A 20,211-nucleotide genomic window follows, 5' to 3' on the forward strand; every position below is an offset into this window, starting at 1 on the left:
TTTTAGGAAGAAAAGAGATGACTTTAGTTGAGCAATTGGCACAGTTTGAATTAAAAACCGTTCAGTTTGACGGTGTACAGCAATCTTACCGTGAGGCAGGCGCAGGCAAAGTTCTGGTCTTGCTGCATGGCATCAGTTCGGGTTCAGGTTCATGGGTCAAACAGTTGCAAGATTTGAGTCATCATTTTCATGTGATTGCATGGGATGCACCGGGTTATGGCCAGTCAGATCCTTTAGCTCCAGAACAGCCGAATGCAGAAGATTATGCACAGCGTTTAAAAGGCATGTTGACTGCATTAGGCCTGAACTTAGGATCAGCTCCGGATCAAAACAAAATGATTTTGGTCGGTCATTCTTTAGGTGCAATGCAGGCAGCAGCCTTTAATGCACGCTATCCAGACATGGTAGATGCAGTGGTCCTTGCCAATGCAGCGCAGGGTTATAAAGGTAGTGATGCACAAAAGCAGCAGGATGTCTTTGAAAAGCGTCCAAAAATGCTGCAGACCTTAGGCGCATCAGGCATGGCGCAATCACGTGGGCCGCATTTGGTTGCTAATGCTTCAGCAGAGGCATTAGCGCTGATTGAAACAGTGATGCAAAACATTCAATTAGAAGGCTTTACTGATGCATCGTATCTTTTGGCCTATGACGCGATTCAAAGTTATTTAAACCCAGAACAGTACAATATTCATGTGATTAAAGGCATGGCGGATGGCATAACGCCTCCACAGGATATTCAAGCATTGGCGGATCAGTTTCAGTTGAATCCATGCTACGAAATTGCCGCTGCAGGCCACTTGAGTTATTTGGATCAAGCAGCGCAATTTAACCAAATTTTATTGTCGCTACATGACGCACGGATGTGAGATAGGAAAATGAGCTTCCAATTAGAAGGCAAAAAAGCAGTAGTCACCGGTGGCTCGTCTGGTATTGGCTTGGCAACGGTTGAGCTTTTGGTAGCCGAAGGCGCACAAGTTGCTTGGTGTGGTCGTGACGAACAGCGTTTGAATGAGTCAAAAGCACAGGTTTTATCACGGTACCCAAATGCCAAAGTCTTTACCTCAACTTGCAACGTTTTAGATAAAGTTGATGTGAAAAAATTTGCAGATCAAGTTCAAAAAGAATTTGGTGGCGTGGATATTTTAATTAATAACGCAGGCCAAGGTCGTGTTTCAAATTTCGAAAATACTGCGGATGAAGATTGGCTGAAAGAAGTTGAATTGAAATATTTCAGTGTGCTGCATCCTATCCGCGCATTTTTGCCGGCATTGCAGCAGTCAGAGTGTGCATCGATTACCAATGTCAATTCATTACTAGCGTTGCAGCCTGAACCGCACATGATAGCGACCTCATCTGCACGTGCAGCATTGTTGAATTTAACCCATTCATTGGCGCATGAATTTTCTCAATACGGTATTCGTGTCAACTCAATCCTATTGGGCATGGTGGAATCTGCACAGTGGAAACGCCGTTTTGCAGCCCGTTCTGATCAAAATCAAACGTGGGAAGAATGGATTGGCAATATCGCTAAAAAACGAGGTATTCCAATGGAGAGATTAGGCAAACCTGAAGAGCCCGCGCGCGCTTTGGTTTTCTTGGCATCGCCAATGGCGTCATATACCACAGGTTCCGCAATCGATGTTTCTGGCGGCTTTAACAAGCATTTATAAGGTGGGCATATGAAACAGCTGATGATGATTGGTTTTGGCGCAATGGCCAATGAGGTTCGCAGCCATTTGCCCAAAGACCTTAAATTGAAATGGGTGGTGGTACCAGAGCGCAGTATTGCCAGTGTACAGGACGCGCTTGCCGCAGATGTGCAGGTCATTTCCGATATCGACGATTGTGATGGCACGCCCGACTATGTGATTGAAGTGGCAGGCCAAGCTGCGGTGAAAGAACATGCCACGAAAGTTTTAGCAAAAGGCTGGAACATTGGCCTGATCTCCGTGGGCACTTTGGCTGACAGCGCTTTCTTTGAAGAGTTGCAAAATACCGCTGAACATTCGGGTGCACACATTCATTTACTGGCAGGTGCGATTGCAGGAATTGACGGCATTTCAGCGGCCAAAGAAGGTGGATTGGAAAAGGTCACTTATAAAGGCTGCAAAAGTCCAAACAGTTGGCGTGGCAGTTATGCAGAAAAGCTCATTGATTTAGATCAAGTGACTGAAGCCACCGTTTTTTATACCGGTACTGCGCGTGAAGCGGCATTGCATTTTCCAGCCAATGCCAACGTGGCTGCCACCATTGCATTGGCGGGTATCGGCATGGATGAAACCATGGTTGAGCTAACGGTCGATCCACATATTAACCAAAACAAACATACCATTATTGCCCAAGGGCGGTTTGGTCAAATGAGTATTGAAATGATTGGTGTGCCTTTGGAGAGCAATCCCAAAACATCAACATTGGCAGCATTGAGCGTGATCCGTGCATGCCGCAACAGCGTAGATGCGATTCAGATTTAAAAGGAATTTGGTGAGTGCCATGGTTAAAGAAATTTATATTGCAGGTGAATGGCGTTTAGGCCGCGGCAACGTGATTCAAAGTGTTTTTCCAGCAGACAATTCAGTCAATGCGGAAATTTCTACCGCAACGTTGGACGATGTTGAAGAAGCGATTACAAAGGCTGATCAAGCTTGGCGTAAGCCAGCGTGGCGCAATTCTTTGCCGCATGAGCGCGCAAAAATTTTGTACCGTGTCGCCGATATTATTGAAGCCCGCGCAGATGAATTATCTAAATTGCAAACGCGTGACAATGGTAAACCTTTAGCTGAAACACGTGCTTTGGTCATGAGTGCAGCAGCAACGGCGCGCTTTAATGCCGCAGCCTGCGAAACATTTAATGAAGAATTGACCACGCAGCGTGCATCTGACTTTTTGACCATGAGCGTGCATGAGCCTGTGGGTGTAGTGGCAGCGATTACCCCTTGGAATTCGCCAATTGCCAGTGAAGTGCAAAAATTGGCACCCGCTATTGCAGCAGGTAACGCGGTGATTTTAAAACCAGCTGAAGCGACATCATTAATTGCTTTGGAGTTGGCAAAAATCTTTGAAGAAGCAGGCTTACCAAAAGGCATTTTGAGTGTGTTGGTTGGACGCGGCTCAGTGATTGGTGATGCTATTGCCCAACATCCTTTAGTACGCAAAATTTCTTTTACGGGCGGTACATCTACTGGCCGTCACTTGGCGCATATTGCTGCTGAAAAGCTGATTACCACGTCTTTAGAGTTAGGCGGAAAATCGCCAACAATTGTACTGCCAGATGCAGATATTGAAATTGCAGCCAAAGGTATTGCTTACGGTATTTTCAGTTCAGCAGGTCAGGCGTGTATTGCGGGTTCGCGTTTGTTTATTCACGCTTCCATTTATGACGAATTTTTAAAGCGATTAGTGGAAATCACTGAAGGTTTACGCGTGGGCCATCCTGAACAGCCAAATGTACATATGGGTTCACTTATTAACCAAAAGCATTTGGAATCTGTGCATCGGTATGTGGAATTAGCCAAAGCTGAAGGCGGTACGGTTGTTACGGGTGGTGAAGCGATCACTGAAGGTGAATTTGCCAAAGGCAGTTTCTACAAACCGACGATCATCACGGGTTTGAGCAACAGCGCGCAAACCTGCCAAGAAGAAATTTTTGGCCCTGTGTTGGTCGTTATGCCATACGACAATGAAAAAGATTTATTCGAGCAAGCCAACGATAGCTGTTTTGGTTTAGCGGCAGGGATTTGGACAGAAAGCTACCGTAAAGCATGGAAAATTGCCCGTTTGCTGGAAGTCGGTACGGTGTGGATTAACACCTATAAAAAATTCTCCATCAGCGCACCTTTTGGTGGTTTTAAAGACAGTGGAATTGGCCGTGAAAAAGGCCGTCTCGGTATCCTGTCTTATATGCAGCAAAAAAGTATTTATCTAGGTTTAAACGAGCAAGCCAATCCATGGTCGGACTAGCAGACTCAAAAAATTAGTAATCAAAAATTCAAGAATTTAAGGAAAGAACAATGACTGAACGTGTAAATGTAGGCGAAGCAATCGCTCGAGTTTTAGAACAGCATAATGTAGACAGCATGTATGGCGTGATTTCTATTCACAACTTGCCTATTGCAGATGCCGTAGGCCGCCGTGAAAAAATGCGCTTTGTCGCAGCGCGTGGTGAAGCAGGTTCTGTCACTATGGCAGACGCACATGCACGCTTTAAAGGTTTAGGTGTAGCTTTGACCAGTACTGGTGCTGGTGCAGGTAATGCTGTGGGTTCACTCATTGAAGCAATGAATGCAGGCAGTCCAGTGTTGCATTTAACAGGTCAAGTGGAACGTGAATATTTAGATCGCGATGCAAGCTTTATTCATGAAACTAAAGATCAACTGACTTTCTTAAAAGCATCAAGCAAAGCGGCTTTTCGTATTACCAGCCCAGACAATGCTGTTGGTGTTATTCGTGAAGCGATTCGCGTTGCGACGACTGTACCTATGGGGCCAGTCAGTGTAGAAATTCCAATTGATGTGCAAGCGGCTGAAATTGATTTGCCAGCCAATCTTGGCCCAGTAAAAGCCATGCAACTGCCGCAAGCGGAAAATGCTGAAATTAACATGATTGCAGATGCATTGAAAAAGGCGAAACGTCCATTACTGTGGATTGGTGGCGGTACGTTAAATGCAGTTGCAGAAGTGAAAGCGCTGGCTGACTTAGGTATTCCAGTTGTTTCATCTACGCATGCACGCGGTGTATTGGCAGATGATCATCCACGTAGCTTACGTGCATTCCATAACTCTGCAGCCGTTGAAAAACTGATGAAAGAGGCGGACTTATTGATTGTTGCAGGCTCACGTTTACGCAGTAATGAAACCAAGACTTACTCAGTTGAATTCCCTGAAAACATCATCCAAATTGATGCAAATCCAGTTGCACAGCAACGTAACTACAAGATTTCACAATTTGTATGTGCAGATACCAAAGATACTTTTGCACGTGTCATTAGCGCATTGAATGGCCTAAGCAAAATTGATGCTGCATATGATGCAGATGTTAAGGCTGCGCGTGAACATGCGGTAGATGCACTACGTACGCAAATGGATCAATACGCATTAATTTGTGATCACTTACGTGCAGCATTACCAGAAGACGGTATTTTTGTTCGTGACATCACCATGTCAGGCAGTACTTGGGGCAGCCGTTTGTTCCCAGTACAAACACCGAACAAAAACATCCACTCATTGGCTGGTGCAATCGGCTTGGGTCTTGCACATGCCATTGGTTCATCGATTGCTAACCCAGACAAAAAAGTTGTGGGCTTAGTAGGTGATGGTGGCTTGATGCTGGGTATTGGTGAAATTGCGACGATGGCGCAAGAAAACACCGATATGGTGCTGATAATTATGAATGATGGTGGTTATGGCGTCATGCGTGGCATTCAAAATAACTACTTTGGCGGTCGTCAATACTATAACGAACTGCATACGCCAGACTACAAATTGCTTGGTGATTCAATGGGTGTGAAGAGCTGGAAAGTAGCGAGCGCGGAAGAGTTTAAAACTGCAATCAAAGAAGCCATTGATTTGAATGGTCCAGCGGTTATTGAGCTTGATATGAACGCAATTGGTCCATTGAAATTTGCGGGTCCACCACAGAAGAAATTGTACTAATCCATCCGAATTGGATCAGTAAAGTCTAAAACCCTTTTGATCAAACAAAAGTGAATGAAATTGAACGGTGTAATTTCCCCGAAGGGGAATTGCACCTGAGTTACAGTCAGACGACATGTAAAGTCAAAGGACATAAAACCTGAGTTCAGCAGACAAAGGTAGAGCAAAACAAGGTGAGTGGATATGCAAACAAGGATTGAGCATGATTTACTGGGTGCTAAAGAAGTGCCATTTAGTGCGTATTACGGCATTCATACCCAACGTGCATTAGAAAATTTTAAAATTTCCCATTTAACGGTTGGACAGTCACTGCATTTTATTCGTGCTTTAGGCTTTGTCAAAAAAGCAGCTGCACAAAGTAATTTTAATTATAAAAAAATCAGTGAGCAACAGCTTAAAGCCATTGAATATGCAGCTGATCAATTGATTGAACAGCCACAGCAATGGGCAGCGTCATTTCCAATTGACTGTTACCAAGGTGGGGCAGGTACATCGGTCAATATGAACTGTAATGAAGTCATTGCCAATATTGGTTTGGAATACTTGGGGGAGCAAAAGGTGAGTTACTCGATTCTGCATCCGAATGACCACGTCAACAAATCCCAATCGACCAACGATGTTTATCCAACAGCACTACGGATCAGTTTATATCACCGTATAGAAGACCTGCTTTTAGCACTGGATAAATTGATTCAAACCATTCGTGCGAAGGTAGCTGATTTTAAACATGTGTTGAAAATGGGCCGTACACAGTTGCAAGATGCGGTTCCGATGACCATGGGACAAGAGTTTCAAGCCTTTGCCACTTTACTGAATGAAGATATGCGTTTGATTAAGAAAATGCGTGAATTTTTATTGGAAATCAACTTAGGTGCAACGGCAATTGGTACAGGGGTGAATACACCTGAAGGTTATGCGCAGCATATTACGGCACGTTTAGCTGAACTCACTGGATTACCAGTCAAAGGCGCCGAAGACTATGTTGAAGCCACCAGTGACTGCGGCGTATTCATTCTGATTTCAAGTACCCTAAAACGTCTGGCATGCAAACTATCAAAAATCTGTAACGACTTGCGTTTACTCAGCTCAGGTCCACGTACTGGGCTGGCCGAAATTCGCTTACCAGAATTGCAAGCAGGTTCATCCATTATGCCCGCCAAAGTGAACCCAGTGATTCCTGAAGTGGTTAATCAAATTGCCTTTAAAGTCATGGGTAATGATTTAACCATCAGCATGGCAGCTGAAGCAGGACAATTACAGTTGAACGTGATGGAACCTGTGATTGCGTTGTCACTGAATGAATCGATTGAATTGCTTCAACATGGCATCAGCAGTTTGGATGAAAAATGTTTTGCAGGCATTCAAGTCAATGAACAACAAGCCTATGACATGGTCATGCGTAGTGTTGGCATTGTGACTTTGCTTGATCCAATTCTTGGACATGACCGCTGTGATGCCATTGGTAAACAATGTATTGCTGAAAACAAAACCATTCAAGAAGTGGTGCTGTCTCAGGGATTGATGACGGAAGAGCAATTGAAAGAAGTCTTTTCTTTTGAAAATTTAATTTCGGAAGTTCGAAACTTCCAAGCACCGCTGCAAGACATTGCTTAATTGCAAATGAAGTTCGCAGTGACTGCTAAATAAATTTTTTTTAGTTAAATATGGAAATAAACAAAGTTTTGCATGTAAAACAAAATAAGGACAGGTGCTTGAGATGAATAAAACCATATTGATAACAGCGATGATGCTGTCTTTGAGCGCAGCTGCCGCTAGCGTTCAAGCCAAAGAGGATCCATTAGAGTGGAAAAGCGACGATGGCACACAATCGTTTAAATTGGGTGGAGCTTTACGTTTTAATCATCGTTATGAACAGTGGGAGCCAAGTGATAAACGCGGCATAGGCAAACTGGATTTTGATATTTTCCGTATCGACCTAAAAGGCAAATCAGGTGATGCCTATTTGAATGCGAGCTATTTAATTCAAGATCAGGAAAAAACCTCAATTGAAAAAGCCTATGTGGGTTATAACCTAGACAAAAACAACAGCATCGAAGCAGGTTTTGTCTATAAGCCATTTGCGCTTTATCCATATCCGCAAAATGGTTGGACCTATCATACCCCGTTCTTCTTGGGCTATGGCAACAACATCGCGCCGGGGATTAACTGGAATTACAACAATCCTGAATGGGATGTGAAAGTTGGTTACTACCCACGTATGTTGGAAACCAATTTACGCTATTCACCTGAATCTGCAACTTATGATGATCTTTCAGAGAATCATTTACCCTTTCAAGCTGCTTATCAAAACGAAAAGCACAATCAGCTGAATACTCGTATTGTACGTAAATTCGGTAATGATCAAATCGGGAAACACGAGGTCGGTATATCTGGATCTGCCGCACAATTGCATAACAAAACGACCCGCGATGAAGGTAGTTATTATGCCGCTGGGATTCATACCAACAGCAACTACCAACGTTGGAATTTACAGTCTTCGGTGATTCATTATCAATATGATGCTGAAAACCCTGAAGGTGTAAGTAATGACATGACCTTGATGGGCGCAAATGGTTTAACACCAGCCTATTTCATTGCCTCTGAAGGTACAGTTTCAAGCCTCAATTTGGCATATACATTACCTGTTCAAAATATGGGTAAACTCAAAGCCATTCGTTTTTACAATGACTACAGTTATTTAGACAAAGAACGCAGTGACTGGTCAGCTTCGCAAATGAATACCACAGGTGCAATGTTTATCGCTACACCATTTATGGTGTGGGCAGATTATACTTGGGGCAAAAATGCCAATATTATTGGTGGGGCAACCAATGGCACAGGCTTTACTTCAGCAACATCTGAAAATAGCGATAAATGGCTGTATCGCGTCAATTTAAATATTGGCTTTAACTTCTGATCGATATCCAACAAGCTAAAACCTCTGTTAAAGCAAAATGGTTTTGATCGAGGTTTTTTTATTGGAATACTTAAGATGCATTCAGATGTATTTAATCTTCATATTTTATGTCTTTGTTTTAAATTAAATCAGGGCTATGGCGTATTAAATTTAAGATTTACTAAAAATAAAAAAAATCGTTTATGAATTAACTGAGCATCTGTTCATTTAACTCTCAGTTTATCTTAGTTAAACCATGTCCTAAGCAGATCAAAATTTAGAAAATTGTCAAAATCTCCTCGATAATGGCTTGCTGCTATTGCAGAGCATGGCTATAGCAAAAACTTTATTCAGGCTTTGGTACGCAAGGTCAGATGATTTAATGGCATTTTGTGTTATTAATTTTTATAAGGTAAACGGGTAATTTCGCCTTTTACAAGTAAATTCAAATCTTCAAACATTTCCATACTTATATTTTAATTTAACTTTTATAGATTTGGATCACTCTCTCGTGAGGGAGGTAATTTGCTTTATTCTTTAAAATACATATTTGGGGCTAAAGATAAGCATATTGCGACAATTAGAGTCTTGTCATGTTTTCTGCATTTATCGACGATATCCTTCAGTATTATGCAGATATGAACTTATATTTTTGCAAAATTGTCTTTGGTTTAGACTTATGGGGGAATGGGGTACTTGATCTTAGGTCTTTGACATTGGATTTGCTGCCATATATTGGCTTATGAATATAAAAAGCATGCTCAAAAAGGTGAAAACATAACTTGGCAGCTCAGTTTCTTCGCTTTACTGGCACTACAAATGTCACCATGCACATTTCCAATAAAACATATAGCCATGCTTGCTGCTGGATTTATTATTCCGTCTTTAGTGTTGATGTGGTTATATAAACGCAGTGAACGCCTTAGCCAAGCTGCATAAAAAAAGCCCCCACATTTGAGGGCTTTTAATTATTTTACTTCGGGTAAATCAAACCAAATCACTTGAGCATCTTCAAGTGCTTCAATTTGGCTATCTTCTAAGAACGCAATTGCACCACCAGCTTCAACTTTATGTTCAGCAATTTGCACTGAACCTGAAATAACATGGATATAGTTGATATGCTGCGTTACATGGATATCTAAAGATTGACCTTTCGTCAAAAATGCAGATTTAACTTCCGCTTGCTGGCGAATATGCATAGCTGCATTGTCATTTGGACCGACAATTAAATGCCATTGATTGGGTTGATCGCGTGGATCACATTTAATTTGTTGATAGGTCGGTTCAGCATCACGTTCATTTGGAACGATCCAAATTTGTAGTAAATGCACATCTTCATCACCTTGGTTCATTTCGCTATGACGCACACCTGTACCTGCGCTCATGAGCTGCCATTCACCCGCAGAAATGCCACCATGGTTGCCCATGCTGTCTTTATGCGTAATGGTGCCTTTTAACACACAGGTCAAAATTTCCATGTTGTCATGTGGGTGTTGACCAAAACCTTCATGGGCTGCAATTAAGTCATCATTAATTACACGAAGCGCACTAACGCCCATGTATTTCGGGTCATACCAGTTACCAAAAGAAAAGCTGTGTTTAGACTCAAGCCAGCCCATTTTTACGTGACCACGGTTTTCACTTGGATGTAAAAAAGCATTCATGGCATTCATCCTTATCTTAATTATTGAACATATGCCTATTTTAGGATTGAACTAAATAGGGATATATAGTTTTTTAGCGACAATTCATCCTATTTTTGCAACGCTCAGCCAAGATTGAGTCTTTTGTTATGCATAAAGGCGCAACTATAAAAAAGCCTGCAAGAAGCAGGCTTTTTTAAATATGACTAAAATTATTCTAAGAATTTAACAGTCACACCAGATTTCACTTTCTTACCTAAGTCATTTGCATCCCAGTTGGTCAAACGAATACAACCGTGTGACGCAGTTTTAGAGATTGCAGATGGGTTCGGAGTACCGTGTATACCAAATGATTTTTTGCTCAAACCAATCCAGATATTACCAACAGGACCATTTGGACCAGGTGGTAAAGACAATGGTTTTCTGTTGTTGCCTTGAACAAAGTTAGAAGGTGAGTAGCTGTACCAAGGGTTTGGTGCAACACCTGTTACTTTATATGTACCTGTAGGTGATGGTGTATCTGAACTACCAATCGTTGCCGGGAATGAACCGATCATTTGGTTGCGGCTATTAAACAAGTAAAGTTGTTTCGCGCCTTTATGTGCAACGATCAGGTGAATATCTTCAGGAACTTCGTTACGAATATTCGCTACTAAGATTTTTTCACCAGCTTTTTTAAATGTCGCTTTTGGATTCAACTTTTTCAAAAAGTCTTCGTCCATGTGGAATTTTTCACCCAACATTTCAGTTACACGTGTGTAGTACAAGCCTTTCATTTTTGCTTGTAATGCATAGTCGTGTGGAATTGATGCTGCATAAGGACCTTTCAAGTCTGCATCAGTCAATGTGTATTCAATGAATGCAGGTTTAGAACCTTGTTTCGCAATCAGTGCATCCCAAGTTTCTTTGGTTAAAGTCCCTGTGGGTTTCAACCCATTCATTTGTTGGAATGAAGCGATCGCCTTTAGGGTATTTTTACCACTGGTCCCATCAATTGCACCCGGTGAAGCATGTGCATTATTGAGCATGACATGCGCACGTGCATAAACAGGGAATTGACCTTTACCAATGTTGTCATACCACTGAGCATTATTTAGGTCATTTAAACCCCAAGCAACTTTGGCAGCAGGCGAAGTTGATGTTGGAGTTGTAACAGTCGCTGTAGCAGGTGCAGCACCGATGTCGGCTTTAACATCTTCTGATTGTTGCAGGCTGTCTAAAGTTTGCGATGCTTGGTTCAGATCTTCTTGTTCTTGAGCGCTAATCTGGCTAGTTGCAGATGAAGCTTCAGTCGCTAACGGATCAATGGGATCCTGAACTGCAACATTAGTCACTTTTTTTGGCGTTAATGGTTGTTCAGCAGTAGATGCGGCAATAGCTGTACCAGCAAATATGCAACTTAGGCTCAGTGCGAGCATGGTGCGAACGAACATGTAATTCAACCTTAAGAATTATTCATTTACTGTGTATTAAAAACTGGCTAAGTATTACAGAAAAAAAGTGGAGATGCAGTAGTTGTTTTGTGTAAATATCATTTTTGGCACTCAACATGATCGGTTTTTAAATGCATGAGAAGTTATTATATTTACAACCTTTTTGATATGATGATGCCAATATCGAATTAAGTTGGGAAAGTGAATGACGACCTTAAAAAATGATCGTTTCTTGCGTGCCTTATTACGTGAACCGGTAGATGCAACTCCGGTTTGGATGATGCGTCAGGCTGGCCGTTATTTACCAGAGTATCGTGAAACACGTGCCAAAGCAGGTGATTTCCTATCCCTTTGTAAAAATACAGAATTTGCTTGTGAAGTTACTTTACAACCTTTGCGTCGTTATGACTTAGACGCAGCTATTTTATTTTCAGACATTTTGACTGTACCTGATGCGTTGGGTTTGGGACTGTATTTTGAAGCAGGTGAAGGTCCGAAGTTTCATAAAACCGTACGTACCGAACAAGATGTACTGAATTTACCTAAATTTAATGCCAAATCTGACTTAGATTATGTCATGAATGCCGTGACTACAATTCGTTCAGCTTTGGGCGGACAAGTTCCTTTGATTGGCTTCTCAGGCAGTCCTTGGACACTGGCAACCTATATGGTGGAAGGCGGTTCAAGCAAAGATTTCCGTTTTACAAAACAAATGATGTATGCACAACCTGAAGTGCTGCATGCCTTATTAGACCGTTTGGCTGTGGCGGTGACTGAATATCTCAATGCGCAGATTGATGCAGGTGCGCAAGCCGTACAAATCTTTGATAGTTGGGGTGGGGCATTAGCACACCGTGAATACATTGAATTTTCACTGAACTACATGCAAAAAATCGTGGCAGGTTTACAGCGTGAAAAAGATGGACGCAAAGTCCCTGTGATTTTGTTTACCAAAGGTGGTGGTCAATGGTTAGAGCCAATGATTGCAACGGGTGCAGATGCTTTTGGTTTAGATTGGACTACGCCATTAAATGTAGCACGTCAAACAGTCGCAGGCCGTGCAGCTTTGCAAGGTAACTTAGACCCAGCAACATTATATGGTTCGCCTGAAGCAATCGCGAAAGCGACGCGTGCTATTTTAGATGACGCATATGCCAACGGTGAAAAAACTGGTTATGTGGCGAACTTAGGTCATGGTATTACCCAGTGGGTAGATCCAGCCAATCCAAAAGCTTTTATTGATACGGTACACGAATATAGTGCCAAGTATTTATAAGGCTTTAGGGAAATTGGTTTAGGATTCAACCGTGGTCAAGATGATAAAATCATGTTTTGAGTTCTCTTATAAGGCAGCTGCGGCTGCCTTATTTGGGATATTACTGCTGATCGCTTTTGCATTAACTGCAGCAATGGGAAGTCAGGAATATTTTGGCTTTTTCCGTTATGACTATTTATTGTTTTATGCACTGATCATTCAAGTGTGTTTACTTTACTTAAAACTCGAATCTTGGGCGGAAGCTAAAGTCATAGCACTGTTTCATCTGCTGGCTATGGGGATGGAAATATTTCTGACTCATCCACATATTGCCTCATGGCAATATCCGCAGCCTGCGGTTTTTAAACTGCTGACAGTGCCATTATTTGCAGGTTTTATGTATTCGGCGGTGGGGAGTTTCTTTGCACGTTCACTACGTCTATATCAAGTGTCGTTCAGTAACTTACCGCGTTTTGGCAATATGCTGTGCTTAGCCGTTTTGTCATATCTTAATTTTATGACCAAATTTTTTGTGCCAGATATTCGTATGCTTTTGTTTGCTTGGAGTGTGGTAATCTTTTGGAAAACCAAGCTCAGTTTTCAATTACAAAATCATGTGATTCAGTTGCCTATGTTACCGGTGCTGCTGGTTTTGGCATTTTTGATTTGGATCGCAGAAAATATCAGTACCTTCTATCAAATTTGGTTATATCCAAGTCAGGTCGATGCATGGCATATGGTCGGTTGGGGGAAACTCGGTTCTTGGTATTTGTTGCTATTACTCAGTTTGGTTTTAGTGCTCAAAATCCTTGGAAAACGTGATGAAAATGGTACTTGGTTGCTCAAAAAATAGTGAATAAGAACGTATTATTTTTAGCCAAAAGTTTTAGATGAAAATGTTTTGCCTTATCTGAAAGATCAAGTTAATCTACAGGTGTGTAATCAAAATTACACATGTTTTAATAATTAAAAACAATGGAATAAAATTCCCTGGAGAAGTGCTATGTTAAAAAAATTAGCTTTAGTTGCAGTCGTTGCACTAGGTTCTACAGCTGCTTTTGCTGACCGTGACGTAGGTTGTGGTGTTGGTTCTCAAGTTTGGGCTGGTCAATCAGGTAAAATTCCTAAAATTTTAGCTGCGACTACCAACGGTATTTTTACTAACCAGTTACTTGGTATTACCTTTGGTACTTTAGGTTGTAGCGGTACAGGTACAGTGACTGCTCAAGCGGTAACATTTACCAATGAAAATGCTGAATCACTTGCACGTGATATGGCGGTTGGTCAAGGTGAGAGCCTGAATGTTTTGGCTGAGCTTTTAAACATCCAATCAACAGATAAAGCACGTTTCTTTGCTGTGTCTAAAGCAAATTTTGCTGAAATCTATTCAGCTGAAAACCAGTCTTCTCTACAAGTACTTGCTTCATTACAAAGTGTAATGGCAAAAGACGAAGTACTTAAAGCATACGTTTAATCGATGCTTTCAAAACCCTGTCTCTCGGCAGGGTTTTTTATTATCTAAAATATATAAAAATGGATTTGAATATAACTGAATGAAATCAATTGCTTTATTTTGTACTTTTATGATTCCGAGTATCATATATGCTCAGCAAGTTGTAGATTCTACTCCTTCTAAAACCGTAGAGTTACAGCGATATATTGAACTTGCACAATCAAAAAAACTGTCTGAACACATCAGTTGGCAACGACTTTTATATACAGATCATAAAGGACAAAGTGAAGTTGCTTTTTCAGGTTACTTTCTAGCTGAAAATGGCCGTCAAAATGCCCAAGCCGAATTAGAGGCAGATGTCGCTGCACTATTTCAAACCGCCGAACCTAATCAAGCCTTTCGTTGTCGTTTCCCTGCGCGTAGTCAGTGGCTGATGCAAGAGTTATCCATCCGTTCAGAGCAGTTACCTGTGGTGAGCTGCCCTGAGTTTGATGAATGGTTTGGAAAAATTAAGCCGTATAAAGCAACATTAATCTACGCCACAGACTTTATGGGTAATCCAAGTTCTATGTTTGGACATACCTTATTGCGTCTCGATCCGAAAGATCAAAAAGAACTAAATTTGGTGTCCTATGCCATTAACTATGCAGCGACAGTTGCAGGTGAAGATAACTGGTCTTATGCATGGAAAGGCTTAACAGGGCAATATCCTGGTGAATATTCATTGATGCCGTACTACCGTAAAGTGAAAGAATATGGTGATTTTGAAAGTCGTGATTTGTGGGAATATGAGCTAGCACTGACCGAGCAAGAAACCAGTTATTTGGTTAAACATATTTGGGAAATGCAAAATGTCAGTTTTCCCTATTATTTTGCCAGCGATAACTGTGCATATCGATTATTGGGCTTAATGGATTTGGTTCGCCCGACACTGAATTTAACCCAGAAATTTAAAGTCGCTTCCATTCCCGTTGAGACGATCAAAGCGATCAATGATGAACAACTGATTCAAGCAGCGTTTTATCGTCCTGCATTAGAAACGCAGCTTTTGTCACAAGCGCAGCAACATGGATATCGTTTAGCACGCGAAGCGCATAAGCTCGCTGAAATTGAACCTGAGAACATGTCGACAGCACTCGCTCAGTTTAATGAAGTAGAGCAAGCGAAAATATTAGAAATGGCGTATGACCATCTGTATTTATTACTGATTGGGAGAAAGGTGAGTGCGGAAGAAACACAGCCTAAATTACGTCAAATCTTGGCCTTACGTAGTCAATCTTCGCAACCAAAACAACGGACTGATCCTAAGCAGCCAAGTCTAGACCCAGTCAATGGACATCATGCGCGAAATTTTTCAGCTACAGTAGGCGAAGTTCAAGGTGAAAAATATATCGAACTCGGTCATCGTCAGGCTTATCATGATTTGATCGATCCGCAAGGTGGCTTTCGGATTGGTACGCAGTTGATGTTTTGGGATGGCTCGATCCAATATCGAGACGACCAACTTAAACTCAATCATTTTGATTTTTTATCGGTCAACTCCTACAATCCGATCACGCCATTTAAAACACCGCTAAGCTGGGGTTTTAATTTTGGTTGGCAGCAAGTGTCTGTAGATGCAGGTCAATTTAGCGAAACGAAACAACATGGCGTAGCTGAATTAAAAGCGCAATCTGGATATAGCTGGGCCAATCAGGAACGTACACATTTGTGTTATGTGCAGTCTCAAATGCAGGTGCAGGGCGGTAAGTCACTTGATCAGGGATGGCGAGTGGGCCTTGGGCCGACACTGGGTTGCCAAAATATTTGGTCAGAAAAACTCAACAGTTTGGTTCAGGCAGAGCTTCCGTATTGGGAAGATACACATCAATGGAATCTGAAACTCGATGCTGAATTACAATATATCGTAACCCAACAACATGCCTTAAGACTAGGATACGAATACCAGCAACAAGATGATCAAGATTGGAATAAAATGAAATTGAGTTATGTATTTTTCTATTAATTTTTAAGATAGATAAAATGTGAAATATCAAATAAATTTGTTTTTTTATGTAAGTAAAGCAAGGTATGATTGCTAGCTTTGTAATCGCTGTGGTTTGTGTCACCGAATGAATCAAGAATGTATTACAGGTCTAAGTCAGACTTGGAAAGATATTTGTGATCAATATACTGAAAATGAACATCTTGCAGCTTTGCAATTTATCCAGAAGCATGTTGAGCATTTAGTTACTGTTTTTTATGAACAAATGTCGAGAGAGCCAGAATCGGCTGAGTTTTTTAAAGACGATATCATTCAAAAAAGACTCATCGATACCTTAAGAAAATGGTTATTAGAAACATTTAATGTCGCGCTCAATGGTGAATACGAAAGCTCTGTCAAAAGACAGCAAAAAGTTGGAATAGTGCATGCGCGTGTCGGCATACCTTCATGGTTTATCATGCGTGGTGTACGTGAAATAGAACGTAAAATATTTGAAATTTTAGAGCTAAACCATACGCAAAATATTCTCCATATGTGCAGTTATATTGTACAAATTATCGGATTTAGCACAGAAATTATGTGCATCTCTTATGAGATCAATACGGAAAAAAAACAAGAAACAAAACACAATTATCGCTTATTTTCTGCGATGCAAGATGTGGCAGTGCATAAAGATAAACAACGGGGTTCATTGCTCAATTGGGAAAATGAATTGATGTTTAAAATCTTTTCGGGAAATGTCAGTTTTTATCATTCCTTACTTTCAAAATCAGAATTTGGATTGTGGTTTATTCATAAAGCGGCATATGCTTTTTCGGGTTCAGATCAGGTTCAATTAATTATTGATCGAATTTATCAAGTGGATGAGCTAACGCAGCAAACCACACAAATAATGGATAAAGATCAACTGCAACATTTGATTCAACAGATTCGAGACTTAAATCGTGAAATTCAGCATTTAGTCGATCAATTATTTCAGGTGGCTGAATATATTGAGTCAGGCAATGATTCTTTGACGCAACTCCTAAACCGTCGTTATCTTAGTACTATTATTTCACGTGAAATTACTTTTGCACGTCAAAATGAAACGCCTTTGTCTTTGCTAGCCTTTGACGCGGATTACTTTAAAATGATCAATGATAAGTTTGGTCATGCGGCAGGTGATCTTGCACTGAAATTTATTGCCGAAGCTTTGCAGCGTTACAGCCAAGGTAGCGATTATGCATTCCGTATTGGTGGCGAAGAGTTCTTGTTACTCTTGGTGGACACCAATGTAAACCGTGCGATGAAAGTTGCAGAAAATATTCGCCAATATATTGAAAACGGAGTGATCCGAACAGTACAAGGTCAACAATTTAGTTTAACCGTTAGCGTTGGTTGTGTGCAGTATAATGGTCATCCTGACTATCAACGTTTACTAGATGCTGCCGATATAGCACTCTATGCTGCCAAGAATACTGGTCGTAATCGTATTTACGTTGCTAAAACTGATCAGCAGACAAGATCATCTTCATCCTAAATGGATATTCACTTAATTTTGCTTTGTAGAAAATCTAAAAATTTTGCTTTTTGCTCTACATACTTGGGATGAACTTTAGCTTCATCCCATTTTTGTTTAAATACTCGTGCAGCAGCTGCTTTGACGGGATCCTCTTTTTGTCTTGGAAGCTTTTCGCGTCCATGTGCACCACTTAATCCTTTTTTATCATTAGGGACTGGACCCTCATATTTTTTACCACCTTTATGGTTGGCATAGCGACGTGCACGTGTAAAACCCATCTGCAAAAATTTACGTGCCATATCTGCACCGACAAAATCTTCAGCGTCTAAATACTCTTCAAAAAGTTGCCAAATTTTGGTACTGCTTTCGATGGCTTTTTCTTCATTAGCAAATCGCCAATAAGGCAAAATTTCAGATTTATAAGGCTCTACGAGTAATACACCTTGTTCACCACGTCCAATTCTATAAAGTTCAGGGTGTTCGCGAAAATTTATCTTTTTAAAATCTAAACTGTAATCAAAACTATTGGAATGAACGCGTGATACACGCTTAGGTGTGGGGATGGATTTATTATTCATATTCACTCCATTACAACCTTACTCTATTTCAAGCTTAAGCTAAAAAAGTAGCCCCAGTTGGGGCTACTTTTTATTTTGTCTTTTTGCTGGTGGATTTGGCTTTGGTCGTCTTGGGTTTTTCTCCCTTAGACTTGCTTGCCTTAGCATCCGTTTTCTTTGCTGTTGAAGATTTTTTGGTTGTTTTCTTCTCAGCTTTTGGCTTTTCCTCTTTAACCTTAGTGCTTGTTTTTGATGTGCTGGCTTTTTTAGGGGCCTCTTTTTTGTCAGCTTTAGATTTCGGCGAACTTTTAGTTGACGCAGATTTTTTAGCTTTTACTTTTTCATCTTTAGTTGCAGCTTCTTTTTTAGAAGTGCTGTCCTTAGATTTTTTTTCAGCAGTTTTCTTTGTTGCTTTGTTTGAATCTTTACTCGATGCTTTAGCTGATTTTTTTACTTTATCCTCATTCTTTTTTGCAGTTTTTGCCGTAGTTTTCGCTGTCTTTTTCTCATCTTTTTCAGTTGTCTTTTTTGCGGCTACCATAGTGATCACCCTTAGTTAGTAAAAAAAAAGAAAATAGCAATGAATCTAAAGGATTCATCTTGTTTTCAATGTACGGACTAATCTTGAATATGGGGGGTGAAATCATGTTATGAAATGTTTAATTTATGAACAGAAATACATTAAGTAATTGATATCAATTTTATGCTGTAGTTTTGAGTTACAAGTCTTACAGCACGGTTACAAACAATATTTTTAAAAGATATTTTTTCAAAATAAATATTTTGGGCGATTAAACTTCTACAACCACATAGTATTTTTTGACGGCTTCGACAACTTCAAACTTGCCCTGAAACGATGGGGGAATAATGCCCGCTTGGCCAGCGGAAATCTCGATATATCCGCCTTGTTGATCATGAATACGTACTAATCCTTCAAGGATAGTAAAAAACTCTTGTTTGTTCGGTGCAAAGACAATATTCCATGCGCCAACTTCACATTGCCAAATCCCGCAGTCCATATTGGGGTGTACATACAGGCTTGCAGTTTCACGTTTAGGATTGCCCTGAACCAAACGGTCTGGGCGAGGGAAGTCTATGCTGTGTTTGGCTTGCGCTAAACCCTGACCGGCAATATATACATCTGACATGATTCATCCTGAAAATAGTGCTTTGCTATCAAAGCAAACGATTTGCGACATTAAAACATAAATAGAAAAAGCCTCAAGAGTTTGAGGCTTTTTTTAAGAGCTAACGCTGAATGTTCTATTAATAGCTTTCTGGAACTGCACTTAAAAATTCACGACGTTCTTCTTTATTGGTTTTAAAGTCACCGACAAAAGAAACGGTACGGGTTGTAGACTCTTGTTTACCTACACCACGCATCATCATACACATGTGAGCTGAATCAATCACCACAGCAACACCACGTGCACCAGTCACTTCAGCCACAGCTTCAGCGATCTGCTGAGTGAGGTTTTCCTGAATTTGTAAGCGACGGGCAAACATTTCTGTAATACGTGCGAATTTTGATAAACCTAAAACATTGCCTTCTGGGAGATAAGCAATATGTACACGACCATAAAAAGGCAATAAATGGTGCTCACACAATGAATAGAATTCAATATTCTTAACTAAGACCATTTCACGGTTATCGGATGGGAAAACCGCATTGTTGGTCACTTCTTCAAGTGTCTGGCTATAACCAGAAGTAAGATATGAAAAAGCTTTAGCAGCACGCATAGGCGTATCTTTAAGACCTGGGCGATTCAGATCTTCACCAACGGCAGTTAGGATATTTGCGTAGGATTGCTGCATAGACATAAGACGTGTTCACTTACACT

At 40.8% G+C, this 20,211-nt stretch carries 19 protein-coding genes; 13 read left to right on the forward strand and 6 right to left on the reverse strand.

The genetic code is table 11. The annotated features are described in order from the left end of the window. Window positions 1–17: 17 nt before the first annotated feature. The 8 genes from FTV27_RS01465 (at window position 18) to FTV27_RS01500 (ending at window position 9,483) form a co-directional block, all read left to right on the forward strand. Window positions 18–866, forward strand: a complete 849-nt coding sequence (locus tag FTV27_RS01465) for an alpha/beta fold hydrolase (RefSeq protein WP_180076848.1) — start codon at window positions 18–20, stop codon at window positions 864–866. A gap of 9 nt (window positions 867–875) precedes the next feature. After that, window positions 876–1,670, forward strand: coding sequence for an SDR family oxidoreductase (locus FTV27_RS01470; protein ID WP_180076849.1), 795 nt, complete (start codon window positions 876–878; stop codon window positions 1,668–1,670). 9 nt (window positions 1,671–1,679) lie between these two features. Next, on the forward strand, window positions 1,680–2,471 hold the full coding sequence (locus tag FTV27_RS01475) for an aspartate dehydrogenase (protein ID WP_180076850.1): 792 nt from the start codon (window positions 1,680–1,682) through the stop codon (window positions 2,469–2,471). A gap of 19 nt (window positions 2,472–2,490) precedes the next feature. Then, the gene (locus tag FTV27_RS01480) at window positions 2,491–3,957 is read left to right on the forward strand and encodes an aldehyde dehydrogenase (protein ID WP_180076851.1); all 1,467 of its coding nucleotides are present in this window, start codon (window positions 2,491–2,493) and stop codon (window positions 3,955–3,957) included. Window positions 3,958–4,007: 50 nt separating this feature from the next. Then, entirely contained in the window at window positions 4,008–5,648 is a 1,641-nt protein-coding gene (locus FTV27_RS01485; RefSeq protein WP_180076852.1) for a thiamine pyrophosphate-binding protein, read from the forward strand. Window positions 5,649–5,831: 183 nt separating this feature from the next. After that, window positions 5,832–7,262, forward strand: coding sequence for an aspartate ammonia-lyase (locus FTV27_RS01490; RefSeq protein ID WP_180076853.1), 1,431 nt, complete (start codon window positions 5,832–5,834; stop codon window positions 7,260–7,262). A gap of 103 nt (window positions 7,263–7,365) precedes the next feature. Further along, the gene (locus FTV27_RS01495) at window positions 7,366–8,565 is read left to right on the forward strand and encodes a hypothetical protein (RefSeq protein ID WP_218949482.1); all 1,200 of its coding nucleotides are present in this window, start codon (window positions 7,366–7,368) and stop codon (window positions 8,563–8,565) included. A gap of 714 nt (window positions 8,566–9,279) precedes the next feature. Further along, window positions 9,280–9,483, forward strand: coding sequence for a hypothetical protein (locus FTV27_RS01500; protein WP_180076854.1), 204 nt, complete (start codon window positions 9,280–9,282; stop codon window positions 9,481–9,483). Between the two features lie 29 nt (window positions 9,484–9,512). Here FTV27_RS01500 and FTV27_RS01505 read toward each other — a convergent pair whose 3' ends face one another. Together FTV27_RS01505 and FTV27_RS01510 are read right to left on the reverse strand one after the other, a co-directional pair. After that, window positions 9,513–10,208, reverse strand: coding sequence for a pirin-like bicupin family protein (locus FTV27_RS01505; RefSeq protein WP_180076855.1), 696 nt, complete (start codon window positions 10,206–10,208; stop codon window positions 9,513–9,515). 191 nt (window positions 10,209–10,399) lie between these two features. Next, window positions 10,400–11,620 (reverse strand): L,D-transpeptidase, encoded by a 1,221-nt coding sequence (locus tag FTV27_RS01510; RefSeq protein ID WP_180076856.1) that lies wholly within the window; start codon window positions 11,618–11,620, stop codon window positions 10,400–10,402. 205 nt (window positions 11,621–11,825) lie between these two features. Between FTV27_RS01510 and hemE the strand changes: the two genes are divergently transcribed. From hemE to FTV27_RS01535, 5 genes are all read left to right on the forward strand, one after another. Further along, window positions 11,826–12,896, forward strand: a complete 1,071-nt coding sequence (hemE, locus tag FTV27_RS01515; protein ID WP_180076857.1) for a uroporphyrinogen decarboxylase — start codon at window positions 11,826–11,828, stop codon at window positions 12,894–12,896. 40 nt (window positions 12,897–12,936) lie between these two features. After that, the gene (locus FTV27_RS01520; RefSeq protein ID WP_180077050.1) at window positions 12,937–13,728 is read left to right on the forward strand and encodes a DUF817 family protein; all 792 of its coding nucleotides are present in this window, start codon (window positions 12,937–12,939) and stop codon (window positions 13,726–13,728) included. Window positions 13,729–13,878: 150 nt separating this feature from the next. Beyond that, on the forward strand, window positions 13,879–14,349 hold the full coding sequence (locus FTV27_RS01525) for a DUF3015 family protein (protein WP_078190276.1): 471 nt from the start codon (window positions 13,879–13,881) through the stop codon (window positions 14,347–14,349). Between the two features lie 79 nt (window positions 14,350–14,428). Next, window positions 14,429–16,333: a DUF4105 domain-containing protein gene (locus FTV27_RS01530; RefSeq protein ID WP_180076858.1), complete on the forward strand. Its 1,905-nt coding sequence runs from the start codon at window positions 14,429–14,431 to the stop codon at window positions 16,331–16,333. A 106-nt stretch (window positions 16,334–16,439) separates the two neighbouring features. Beyond that, window positions 16,440–17,831, forward strand: coding sequence for a diguanylate cyclase (locus FTV27_RS01535; RefSeq protein ID WP_180076859.1), 1,392 nt, complete (start codon window positions 16,440–16,442; stop codon window positions 17,829–17,831). A gap of 8 nt (window positions 17,832–17,839) precedes the next feature. Here the strand turns inward: FTV27_RS01535 and FTV27_RS01540 are convergent, their stop codons facing one another. From FTV27_RS01540 to folE, 4 genes are all read right to left on the reverse strand, one after another. Beyond that, window positions 17,840–18,391, reverse strand: a complete 552-nt coding sequence (locus tag FTV27_RS01540) for a DUF4385 domain-containing protein (protein WP_180076860.1) — start codon at window positions 18,389–18,391, stop codon at window positions 17,840–17,842. A gap of 70 nt (window positions 18,392–18,461) precedes the next feature. Next, window positions 18,462–18,911: a hypothetical protein gene (locus FTV27_RS01545; RefSeq protein ID WP_180076861.1), complete on the reverse strand. Its 450-nt coding sequence runs from the start codon at window positions 18,909–18,911 to the stop codon at window positions 18,462–18,464. A gap of 250 nt (window positions 18,912–19,161) precedes the next feature. Next, window positions 19,162–19,518 carry a cupin domain-containing protein gene (locus FTV27_RS01550; protein WP_180076862.1) on the reverse strand — a complete coding sequence of 119 codons (357 nt, stop codon included), beginning with the start codon at window positions 19,516–19,518 and terminating at the stop codon, window positions 19,162–19,164. Between the two features lie 118 nt (window positions 19,519–19,636). Beyond that, window positions 19,637–20,185 carry a GTP cyclohydrolase I FolE gene (gene folE, locus FTV27_RS01555; protein ID WP_171262632.1) on the reverse strand — a complete coding sequence of 183 codons (549 nt, stop codon included), beginning with the start codon at window positions 20,183–20,185 and terminating at the stop codon, window positions 19,637–19,639. Between the last annotated feature and the right edge of the window lie 26 nt (window positions 20,186–20,211).

Origin of the sequence: Acinetobacter sp. YH12251 (genome assembly GCF_013417465.1) — a bacterium.
GTDB lineage: Bacteria > Pseudomonadota > Gammaproteobacteria > Pseudomonadales > Moraxellaceae > Acinetobacter > Acinetobacter amyesii.

Bases quoted from the DNA above. Each gene is read 5' to 3' on its own strand.
- FTV27_RS01465 (WP_180076848.1), top strand. From the start codon at position 18: ATGACTTTAGTTGAGCAATTGGCACAGTTTGAATTAAAAACCGTTCAG.
- FTV27_RS01470 (WP_180076849.1), top strand. From the start codon at position 876: ATGAGCTTCCAATTAGAAGGCAAAAAAGCAGTAGTCACCGGTGGCTCG.
- FTV27_RS01475 (WP_180076850.1), top strand. From the start codon at position 1,680: ATGAAACAGCTGATGATGATTGGTTTTGGCGCAATGGCCAATGAGGTT.
- FTV27_RS01480 (WP_180076851.1), top strand. From the start codon at position 2,491: ATGGTTAAAGAAATTTATATTGCAGGTGAATGGCGTTTAGGCCGCGGC.
- FTV27_RS01485 (WP_180076852.1), top strand. From the start codon at position 4,008: ATGACTGAACGTGTAAATGTAGGCGAAGCAATCGCTCGAGTTTTAGAA.
- FTV27_RS01490 (WP_180076853.1), top strand. From the start codon at position 5,832: ATGCAAACAAGGATTGAGCATGATTTACTGGGTGCTAAAGAAGTGCCA.
- FTV27_RS01495 (WP_218949482.1), top strand. From the start codon at position 7,366: ATGAATAAAACCATATTGATAACAGCGATGATGCTGTCTTTGAGCGCA.
- FTV27_RS01505 (WP_180076855.1), bottom strand. From the start codon at position 10,208: ATGAATGCTTTTTTACATCCAAGTGAAAACCGTGGTCACGTAAAAATG.
- FTV27_RS01510 (WP_180076856.1), bottom strand. From the start codon at position 11,620: ATGTTCGTTCGCACCATGCTCGCACTGAGCCTAAGTTGCATATTTGCT.
- hemE (WP_180076857.1), top strand. From the start codon at position 11,826: ATGACGACCTTAAAAAATGATCGTTTCTTGCGTGCCTTATTACGTGAA.
- FTV27_RS01520 (WP_180077050.1), top strand. From the start codon at position 12,937: ATGATAAAATCATGTTTTGAGTTCTCTTATAAGGCAGCTGCGGCTGCC.
- FTV27_RS01525 (WP_078190276.1), top strand. From the start codon at position 13,879: ATGTTAAAAAAATTAGCTTTAGTTGCAGTCGTTGCACTAGGTTCTACA.
- FTV27_RS01530 (WP_180076858.1), top strand. From the start codon at position 14,429: ATGAAATCAATTGCTTTATTTTGTACTTTTATGATTCCGAGTATCATA.
- FTV27_RS01535 (WP_180076859.1), top strand. From the start codon at position 16,440: ATGAATCAAGAATGTATTACAGGTCTAAGTCAGACTTGGAAAGATATT.
- FTV27_RS01540 (WP_180076860.1), bottom strand. From the start codon at position 18,391: ATGAATAATAAATCCATCCCCACACCTAAGCGTGTATCACGCGTTCAT.
- FTV27_RS01545 (WP_180076861.1), bottom strand. From the start codon at position 18,911: ATGGTAGCCGCAAAAAAGACAACTGAAAAAGATGAGAAAAAGACAGCG.
- FTV27_RS01550 (WP_180076862.1), bottom strand. From the start codon at position 19,518: ATGTCAGATGTATATATTGCCGGTCAGGGTTTAGCGCAAGCCAAACAC.
- folE (WP_171262632.1), bottom strand. From the start codon at position 20,185: ATGCAGCAATCCTACGCAAATATCCTAACTGCCGTTGGTGAAGATCTG.